This window comes from Limnofasciculus baicalensis BBK-W-15 (assembly GCF_024178385.1).
Taxonomy (GTDB): Bacteria; Cyanobacteriota; Cyanobacteriia; order Cyanobacteriales; family Coleofasciculaceae; genus Limnofasciculus; species Limnofasciculus baicalensis.
This window is the reverse complement of record NZ_JAMZMM010000136.1, coordinates 4,645-14,959: the sequence shown is the minus strand read 5'-3', so window position 1 is coordinate 14,959 and position 10,315 is coordinate 4,645. Positions and strand designations below refer to the sequence as shown.

Genomic DNA, 10,315 nt, shown 5'->3' with positions numbered 1-10,315 from the left:
GTCCGGAAGCGGGATTTGCGCGATCGCCTGTCCTTGCCCGAGCGCTAGCGCTATTGTGTATGCGCAAATCGTCCTCATCCCCCAAGCCCTTCTCCCAGGATTGGGAGAAGGGGAGTAAATGGGGTTAAGGGGTGTTTTCAAAGTCGAAGATCCCCCTAAATCCCCCTTGAAAAGGGGGACTTTGAGGTAAATCTGCCCCCCGGGGATCTTCGAGAGATTAGGTTCGCAATCAGTAGTTGGAAGACACGCCCTAGGGGGTGAGGGCCAGCATTTAATGCCCATAACAACTGGAACTCCCGAGCAGAGGACTTGCACTGGAAGAAGAAACCGTCGGCGATTGCGCCACGAAAATTACCGTACCGTTTGCCCCTCTCACCCAGCCTCGAGCTTCGACGATCGCTGTCGGTGCGTTACTAGGGGTAAAATCGGAAGGAGACTCTAGGGCTGCGGGCGATAGCGAAGCGCTGCTGTGAAGCGCAGATCGCGCATCCGACCACAAGGGGCTGCTCCCGAGGGCTTCTTGAGGATTCGGGGGCAACCCGCCGCGCCTGCTCTCAATGAAGCGACTGCCACCCTGCCGCGCGATCGCTTGACAACTTTGCGGTAAATTGGGAGCGCCGGGACTTAGGGGCGCGGGCACCAATCCTCGGCTGGGATCGATTCCCAGCGTCAAGATGTCAATTGTACCGTTGATTCCCAACTGAGAACTCGCGGTGATGTCGCTCCTGGGCGTGAGGTAAGGCAGCAGTGTAAAGCCAAAAATACCTTGCGTGTCGATCGCAATATTGCCACCATTGCCAGCAAACGCATTCGCCGTAATGTCGCTGTTTTCGCGAGGAATGGCGACGACGAAGCCCGCATTAATCCCGATATTACCGCCGTTACCGCCTCCACTCTGTTGGGTTCCTGCCGTTGTGGAAATTCGACTGCCGTTCCGCATCAGCAACAAATCTTGTACCTGGATGTTGCGGATATTGCCCCCATTCCCCGAAAGACTCTGTGTGGTTATCGAACCATTATCTAAGTAGAGAGTGCGAGCAGCGATTTGAACGATGTCGCCTGGATCTCCCGTTCCGAAATTATCGGCACTGACGAACGCTCGGTTGGTAATGTTGAAGATTGGTGCGGCGATGGTAATATCGCCCCCATTACCAACGCCTCCCGGGTTGACGGATGTTGCGATCGCGCTGCCATCAGAACCGTACCCAGCTAAAGTAATGCGATCGCGTGCCGTAATTGTTATATTGCCCCCATTTCCCCGTCCGAAAGTCGAAGCACTGATTTCAGCACCACTCGTGACATCGAGCGTCCCCGTACTGACTTCGATATTGCCCCCATTCCCCACAGCGCCCTCTTGTACCGCGCTACTGATTCCACTGGTATCCCCATCTAAAGTAATGCGATCGCGCGTCGTAACTGCAATATTTCCCCCATTTCCCCGTCCAAAAGTCGCTGCGTTGATTTCAGCACCATTGGCGACATTGAGTGTCCCGGTACTAACTTCGATACTGCCCCCATTTCCTACACCCTTGTCTGTTACCGAGCTATTAATTCCACTGGTATCCCCATCTAAAGTAATGCGATCGCGTGCTGCAATTGCAATATTTCCCCCATTTCCCTGTCCGAAAGTTGCGGCACTGATTTGAGCGCCATTGGTCAAACTTAAACTCGGAGTTGTCAGACTGAGCGTGCCTCCATTTCCCACCGCTCCCGGTGCTACCGCGCTATCGATCGTACTCGCTCCGAACCTTCCTTCTCCATCTAAATTGATGCGATCGCGTGCCGCAATCGTTACATTGCCCGCATCGCCTTGCCCCCCAGTCGAAGCATCGATTGCAGCGCCATTGGTGACGTTGAGCGTGCCTGTCGCAATTTCTAAATTCCCCCCATTTCCCACTGCACCCAGCAATACCGAGCTAGCGATCGTACTGATTCCCCGACTCCCCTGCCCGTCTAAATTGATGCCATTGCCAGCAGCAATCGTTACATTTCCCCCATTTCCCCGCCCCACAGTCGCAGTAACGATTTGAGCGCCATTGGTGACATTCAGCGTGCCTGTCGCCAGGTCTAAATTCCCTCCATTTCCTAACGCGCCCGGTTCGACGGAGCTACTAATCGAACTGGCTCCTTGATTCCCCTGCCCGTCCAAATCAATGCGATCCCTCGCCACAATCCTCACTGTTCCCGCATTTCCCTCCCCCAAAATCGAGACTGAAATTTGAGCGCCATCGGTCAAACTTAAACTTGGAGTTGTCAGATTGAGCGTTCCTCCATTTCCCACCGCACCCGGTGCTACCTGGCTAGCGATGCCACTCGGTCCCAAACGTCCTTCTCCATCTAAATTGATCCGCTCTCTGGCTGCAATTGTGACATTTCCCGCATCGCCCCGCCCCACAGTCGCTGCACCAATTCCAGCGCCATTGGTAATCTCGAGCGTACCCGTCGTAATTTCGACATCGCCCCCATTTCCCACCGCACCCGGAACCACCAAGCTACCGATCTGACTAACGCTAAAACTTCCTTCCCCATCTAAATTGATGCGCTCTCTGGCCGCAATCGCGATCTTTCCCGCATTGCCCTGCCCCCCAGTTGAAGCCGTGATTCCAGCGCCATTGGTAATATTCAGCGCACCCGTGGCAATTTCGACATTCCCCCCATTTCCCATCGCGCCCGGAAGCACCCCACTCCCGATCGCGCTGGCTACATTCATTCCTTCTCCATCTAAATTGATGCGCTCTCTGGCCGCAATCGTGACATTTCCCGCATTGCCCTGCCCCGCAGTCGAAGCATCGATTCCAGCGCCCTTAGTAATATCGAGCTTGCCTGTCGCAATTTCGACACTTCCCGCATCTCCCCGTCCAAAAGTTACAGTCCCAATTTGAGTGCCATCGGTAATATTGAGACTGCCCGCCGTAATTTCGAGATTGCCGCCATTCCCCTCGCTTCCTGGTGCGACAAGACTCCCGATCGTATTGGCATCTCCATTACTACTTACTCCGTACAAATTGAGACTTTCGCTAGCCGCAATCGCGACATTCCCGGCATTTCCCCGTCCATAAGTCGCCGCCGTAATTTGAGTGCCTCCCGTCACATTCAGCCTCTGCGCTGCAATATTAATATTGCCGCCATCGCCCCCCCAGGGAGCTACCAGATCGAGCAAAGTGCTGCCCTCTAACGTCACCTCCGTCGCATTCAGGGTAATATCTCCGGTTTTTTCGCCCGGAAAACCCGGGTTGTTGGCGATGCTGACGATTGAACTTTCCTTGACATTCAATTGACGGGCAGAAATCGCGATCGCGCCGCCATTATTCCCCCGCACATCTAAAGTTGCTCGATTGACTATAGAAACATCGCTTTTCTCGATTCCTGGAGGAAAATTTAAACTCATCAATCCGGGATTGTTAGGATCTCTTGCCAAGCCAATTGTTCCCGGAGCCGACAAACCGCCGATCTCAATTTTACCGCCCGGTGCAGCGATAAAACCGTTAATCGGGTCGCTGTTAATCGTACCATCGATGAAGATACTTCCGGTTCCCCCTACCAGTAAAATACTATTGCCGGGATTAACGCTTAACTTCCCCCGAACAACAATTGAGTTTGCGGGTTGCGTTACCGCGCGATCGTACTGAAAAAATGAAGGTTCTATGGTTAATAAAGAAGGATCGTTGGGGATAGTTGCATTGAAAGTTCCTTGACTGCCAAAACCAATCGCATTGGCCGTCGTACTAATAAAAGAACCGCCAATCAATAAGATAGCGTTGGGACCTAAAATAATGCCGTTGGGATTGAGAAAAAATAAGTTGGCGCTCCCATTTGCCGCGATAATACCATTAATATTAGAAGGATTGCCGCCCGTTACCCGACTGAAGATATTGGCAATGTCTAAAGCATTGTTAAAGTAGGCAATATTGGCCGTTGGCAGGGAAAATTGAGTAAAGCTGTGGAAGAGGTTGTTTCCCGCTCTCGTACCCCCATTAATAATGTTGAGAGGGCCGAAAGGTATGACGCTCGAATTATTCGGCAGGGTTGTATCGGGTTGAATCTGAGCTTTCGCGCTCTCCCCAGAGAAAGTATAAGCTGCTAAAATTGTCAGGGCGATCGCCAGTTTCCATTTCTGGCAACGATCGTACCCAGCTTGAGTCATAGATCCCTCTGTTTGAAGTCGCATTACTCGGCTCTTGCACCTCGATCGAAGAGTTTAAAGGCATTGTCAATAGGGCTGCGATGTCTTAAGAATCCCCGTGTCTTTAGACCGGGGAGTGTCAATATATATAAGCATTAACTGGCAACTTGGATTAAGTATATTACAATTTCAATCCCAACACCTGAGTATAAGCCCCCCGCGCCTGAGTAACACCAATTGTCCGCTCGGAAGCCTCAATCATCGGGCGACGCAAACTTACGACAATAAATTGAGCCAATTTAGCCTCTTGTTTAATCATTCTAGATAATCGCTCCACATTTGCCCCATCCAGAAACATATCTACTTCATCGAAGGCATAAAATGGCGATGGGCGATACCTTTGCAGCGCAAAGATAAAGCCTAAAGCTGTTAAGGATTTCTCCCCTCCAGACATGGATGCTAATCGTTGTACTGGTTTACCTTTGGGATGGGCTACTAGATTTAATCCACCATTAAAAGGATCTTCTGGATCTTCTAATTGTAGGTAACCATCCCCTTCTGAAAGTTCGGCAAAAATGGTTTTGAAGTTTTCATTAATTGCGTCAAATGCTTCTTTGAAAGCGCGGAATCGTAGAGTTGTAAAGTTTTCGACTCTTAATAGTAATTCGGTTCGTTCAGCTTCGAGAGTTGCTAGTCTTTCTGATAATTCTTGTAACCTAGTTTGGGTGCGATCGTATTCTTCTAAGGCTAGCATGTTTACGGGTTCCATTGCTTGTAGCCGTTTTTGTAGCGATCGCAGTTCTTTTTGTAGTTCTTCTAGTTTAGCGGGAGATGGGGCAACGGATGGGGTAACGGATGTAACGGATGTGATGTTGGTTGTGGTTGATGTGGTTGATGGGGCTGCGGATGTGATGTTGGTTGTGGTTGATGTGGTTGATGGGGCTGCGGATGTGATGTTGGTTGTGGTTGATGTGGTTGATGGGGCTGCGGATGTGATGTCGGTTGTGGCTGATGTGGTTGATGTGGTTGATGGGGCTGCGGATGTGATGTTGGATATTTTGTTAATTTCTTCTCCACTTTCCGTCTCCCTATTTTCTCTATCTTCCCGATTCCCGATTCCCGATTCTCCACTTCCCATTTCGGCTTTTTGGAGTTCTAATTGGGTTTGTAGGGTGACTAATTCTTCTTTTCTGGCTAATTGGGTTTCTTGGAGTTTTTGCAATTTCCAAGATATTTCTTGCTGATGGAGGTGTTGTTCTCTCAGGTGAATTTCGGCGCGATCGCGTTTTTGTTTGGCTTCTCCTAGTTTCTGCTCTAATTGATTCAATGATTCTTGTGTTTTAATAATAGCTTCACTAAGTGTAACTAGTTGACTGTTGACTAACGATCCTTGTTCTTGCAAGGATTTTAATTGATTTTCTTTTTCTTCAATTCTATGATATCCTTCCCTAACTTTTTCAGCTAATCGTTCCTGTTGATTGGCTAAATCAATTAACTGTTTTTCTCCTTCTCTTAGTGCTTGTGAGGAGTTGTTTAATTCCAATTCTTTTGCTTTAATAACAAGCTGAATTTCTTGCCATTCGCTTTGAGTTTGAGATTGTTCTAATTCTGCTAAGTGAAGGCGCAATTCTTGGAGTTGGGCTTCTTGAAGGGGTAAATCGCGATCGAGGATTTCTAGGCGTTGTTGTGCGATCGCGATTTCTTGGCTATTTTTGGCTAGTTGCGATCGCACTTGTTCTTTTTGGGCTGTCAGATTCTGAATTTCTTTGTCTATTTGTTCTAATCTTAACTGAGTTTGCGATCGCGTTCCCTTTTCTTGGTTTAAGTCTCCTGTCAGTTGTTTAACTAATACTGTACCTTGATTAACTAATTCCCCACATCTTTCTAAAATTTGCTCTATTTCCTGGAGGCGATTTCTTAATCCTCTCATTTCGTTGGATTCTATCGCATCATTAGTGCCAAAATGTAACTCCGATCTGTGAGTACTACTCCCGCCCGTCATTGCACCACTAACTTCTAAAATCTCTCCTTCTAAAGTGACAATCCGATGTTGTCCGAGATAGGGACGAGCATCATTTATGGTAGCAAAAACAACGGTATTACCGAAAACGTAAGCAAAGATAATTTTATAACGAGGTTCGCAGTCAATTAGGTTAACGGCGTAACCAATAAATCCTCTGGCATAACTTAAAACAACATTGGAAGATAATTGGTGCTGTTTAATTTTATTTATTGGTAAAAATGTGGCTCTCCCTGCACGTTTTTGTTTGAGTAATTCAATCCCCGCCGCTGCAATACTATCATCTTCCACTACTATATTACCTAATCTGCCACCAGCAGCTATTTCTAAGGCTAACTGATATTGAGGTTCAACTCTACCCAGTTGGGCTACTAAACCACAAACTCCGGGGATATTGGATTGTATAATAATTTTAGTCGCATAAGTACCTTGAACTTCTTGTTGAGCTTGGGTTTGTGCTTCAAGTTTATCGAGTTGGCGTTGTTTTTCTCGCTGTTCCCCTAGAAGGCGGGTTTGGGTTTGTTGTTGAATTTGTAATTCTTGTTCGGCTGTTGCTAAATATTTGGCGATGGATTGGAGTTGGGCGATTGAGTTGGTAAGTTGGGCTTTTAAATCGGCAGATTGAGACTGTTTGGTGGTAATTTCTGGCTCTAAGTGCTGTAAAATTTGGCTTTGTTCTTCTATTTGCCGACTAAGTTGATTATATCGTTCTTGGAGTTGAGCTTGTTCGGTACGTTGAGGGTTTAGGGTTTTGAGTATGGTTTCGATTTGGCGGGTGAGGGATGTTTGTTCCTGCACCCAAGCTTCGGAGGTAGATGCGATGGTATTTGCTTGTTCTCGACTTTGATTTAGAGTATTTTGTAGGGTATCGCGTTGGTTTTGGAGTGAGGCGATATCTTGGGTTTCGAGAGTATTTATTTTGGCGATTATTTCTTGTTGGGTTTGTTGGTATTGTGAAATTTCAGTTTGGGTTTTCTCAATATTAGCTTGAGTTTGTGCTAGGCGTTGGCTTAATTCCGCTTGTCTTTGTTGTAACTGACGCTGTTCGGCTTGTTGGGTGGCTAAGGTGGAGGCGACGGAAACTTGTTCTTCTTCGCCTAATGCTTTGACCTGGGTATTTAGTTGGTCTAGTTCTGTAGTAGAATTCTTAATCTGGGCTTCTAATATGGTAAGTTCAGCGGTAAGTTGGGTTATTTCGCGATCGCCTATTTCAATTTGCCCTGTGAGTTGGGCTATTTGGTATATTAGTAATTGCCATTTCAGTATTGCTTCCTGCTGCTGTTTTTCTAGGAGTTCAATTCGCAGTTTTTGGTATTTTTCGGCTTTGGTTCTGTCTGCGGCGAGGCGATCGCATTGGGCGATTAGTTCTTTTTCAATAATATGATAGCGATCTTCTTGTTCTTTGACTTCATCAAGAGTCTTTTTTGTTTGAATAATTTTGCGATCGAATGTGGCAATTCCGGCTAATTCATCGATAATTTGCCGCCTTTCTTTGGAATTCATGGAAATGATACTAGTAACATCTCCTTGCAGTACCACGTTGTAGCCTTCTGGATAAATTCGCAGGCGATTAAGTTGTTCGTGAAGTTCAGTTTGAGTACAGGTTTCACCGTTGATATAGTAGGTGGAAGTGTAACTACCTTGTTTGGTAACTCGCAGACGACGAGTCACACTCCATTCCTTGTTGGTTGTTGGTTGTTGGTTGTTGGTTGTTAGTTGTTGGTTGTTGGTTGTTTCCGATTCCCCATTCTCTGTTTCCGATGCCCCATTCCCCACTCCCTCTTCCCTAAAGGAGTCGCTGATATCAGATATATCGAAAGTAACGGTAACGCTGGCTTCAGCAGTACCGCGACGTTCTTTGTTATGGTTAACTAAATCTGGAAGGCGTTCCGCCCGCATTCCCTTAGAGCTGGCTAGACCAAGGCAAAATAAGAGAGCATCGAGGATATTGGACTTACCTGAGCCATTTGGTCCGGAAACCACCGTAAAACCGGGCAGCAGGGGGATGGGAGTCGTGCCGCCAAAGGATTTGAAGTTAGAGAGTTCCACGCGCTTGACATGAACCATAGGCGCTGGGTTTGAGGATGGGTACAGGTGTTCTTGCTACTAATTCTTTAGGGTAGCAGTTCTCAATGGCTTAGTACCAGAAGTTGTCCAGCATGGTAGAAAGCATCCATCAGTAGGTAGAGCTTAAGCGGGAAATCCCTGTTGCTCTCTTGCAAATCCTGCATATCCGGATTATCTCCGGGTTAAATTATTAAACCTATACTAAATTGTATCTGGATTTATATTTAATTCCCGCAATTTTGCCGCTAATCTATCTGCTCTCTGAGTTTCTCTTTGTGCTACCTCTTCCGGTGTAGGAACTAATTGTATTTCCGAAGTAAAAAACCGCAGTTGTCCATTATGAATTCCCAGATACAAACCTAACTGCTGACTCCACAAATATCCTTGTTCATTCGGTTCTATCGGTTGGTATTCTCCATCTACTAAATGAAATCCGGCAAATTCTAACGTATAGGGATCGAACCAAAAATAATCCGGTGTTCTAAATGTATTTTGGTATAATTCTTTCTTAAACCCTTTATCTGTTTTTGCTGTTTTTGGCGATAGTATTTCCACAATTACATTAGGATATTTCCCGTCTTCTTCCCAGATTGTCCAACTTTTTCTCGTTTTCCTTGATGTGCCTAATACGACAAAAAAGTCTGGCCCTCGATAGTCTTCCGATTTCTTTTGATTGCTACTGTAGTAGATGGTGAGGTTTCCAGCGGCGTAGAAGTCATTTCTATCTCGCCATAGCCATTCTAGACATTTAAAGAGGAGGATGATTTGTCGTAGATGTAGTTCAGTTTCCACGGGAGGTTCGTCACTATATAAATCGCCTAAAGGAAAGATAACATTTTCTGGGATATCTTGTTGTAATATCTCTTGGGGCGGGGCTAATTCTTGAGTAAGTGTCATGGCGGCTATACTAGAGTTAGGGGGTTGTTTCTATTTTAATAGCGATCGCTAAATTGTATCCGGATCGATATTTAATTCCCGGAGTTTGGCTGCTAATCTTTCTAATTTTGTTTGAGCAAATTCTTTCTCCTGACGTTCTGATTCTAGTTGTTCTAGTGCCAATTCCTTCTGTTGACGTTCTAATTCTTTCTGTTTGCGTTCTGATTCCTTCTGTTTGCGTTCTGATTCTGCTACTTCCTCCGGTGTAGGGACTACCTGTCCTTCTGGGGTAAAAAATCGCAGTTGTTTGTTATATATTCCCAGATACAAACCTAACTGCTGACTCCATAAATGTCCTTGTTCATTCGGTTCTATCGGTTGGTATTCTCCATCTACTAAATGAAATCCGGCAAATTCTAATGTATATGGATCAAACCAAAAGTAATCTGGTGTTCTAAATGTATTTTGGTATAGTTCTTTCTTGAATCCTTTATCTACTTCAGCAGTTTTCGGCGATAGTATTTCCACAATTACATTGGGATATCTCCCATCTTCTTCCCAGACTACCCAACTTTTACGGGTTTTTCTTTCTGTTCCCAATACGACAAAAAAGTCCGGTCCGCGAAAGTCTTCTGATTTCCGTTGTCGAGGACTGTAGTAGATGGTAAGGTTCCCAGCAGCATAGAAGTCATTTCTATCTCGCCACAGCCATTTTAGGCATTTGAGGAATAGTAGGATTTGTTCTAGATGTAGTTCAGTTTCCACGGGAGGTTCGTCACTATATAAATCGCCTAAAGGAAAGATAACATTTTCTGGGATATCTTGTTGTAATATCTCTTGGGGCGGGGCTAATTCTTGAGTAAGTGTCATGGCGGCTATACTAGAGTTAGGGGGTTATTTCTATTTTAAGGGCGATCGCTAAATTGTATCTGGATCGATGTTTAATTCTCGGAGTTTGGCTGCTAATCTTTCTAATTTTGTTTGAGCTAATTCTTTTTCCTGATGTTCTGATTCTGCGACTTCCTCCGGTGTAGGAACTACTTGTCCTTCCGGGGTAAAAAACCGCATTTGTCCATGATAAATTCCCAGATATAAATTTAGCTGCTGACTCCACAAATGTCCTTGTTCATTCGGTTCTATCGGTTGGTATTTTCCATCTACTAAATGAAATCCAGCAAATTCTAACGTATAGGGATCGAACCAAAAATAATCCGGTGTTCTAAATGTAT

Annotated in this window: 4 protein-coding genes and 1 pseudogene; all 5 read right to left on the bottom strand. The window is 45.9% G+C overall.

Translation table 11 applies throughout. The features are described 5' to 3' along the window. Positions 1-271: 271 nt before the first annotated feature. Positions 272-4,168: a beta strand repeat-containing protein gene (locus NJ959_RS14625; protein ID WP_254012489.1), complete on the bottom strand. Its 3,897-nt coding sequence runs from the start codon at positions 4,166-4,168 to the stop codon at positions 272-274. Positions 4,169-4,304: 136 nt separating this feature from the next. Further along, on the bottom strand, positions 4,305-8,210 hold the full coding sequence (gene smc, locus NJ959_RS14620) for a chromosome segregation protein SMC (RefSeq protein WP_254012488.1): 3,906 nt from the start codon (positions 8,208-8,210) through the stop codon (positions 4,305-4,307). Positions 8,211-8,411: 201 nt separating this feature from the next. Beyond that, positions 8,412-9,107 carry a Uma2 family endonuclease gene (locus NJ959_RS14615; RefSeq protein WP_254012487.1) on the bottom strand — a complete coding sequence of 232 codons (696 nt, stop codon included), beginning with the start codon at positions 9,105-9,107 and terminating at the stop codon, positions 8,412-8,414. Positions 9,108-9,155: 48 nt separating this feature from the next. Beyond that, positions 9,156-9,956 (bottom strand): Uma2 family endonuclease, encoded by an 801-nt coding sequence (locus tag NJ959_RS14610; protein ID WP_254012486.1) that lies wholly within the window; start codon positions 9,954-9,956, stop codon positions 9,156-9,158. A gap of 48 nt (positions 9,957-10,004) precedes the next feature. Next, positions 10,005-10,315: pseudogene (locus tag NJ959_RS14605) on the bottom strand (Uma2 family endonuclease); the annotation flags it as partial.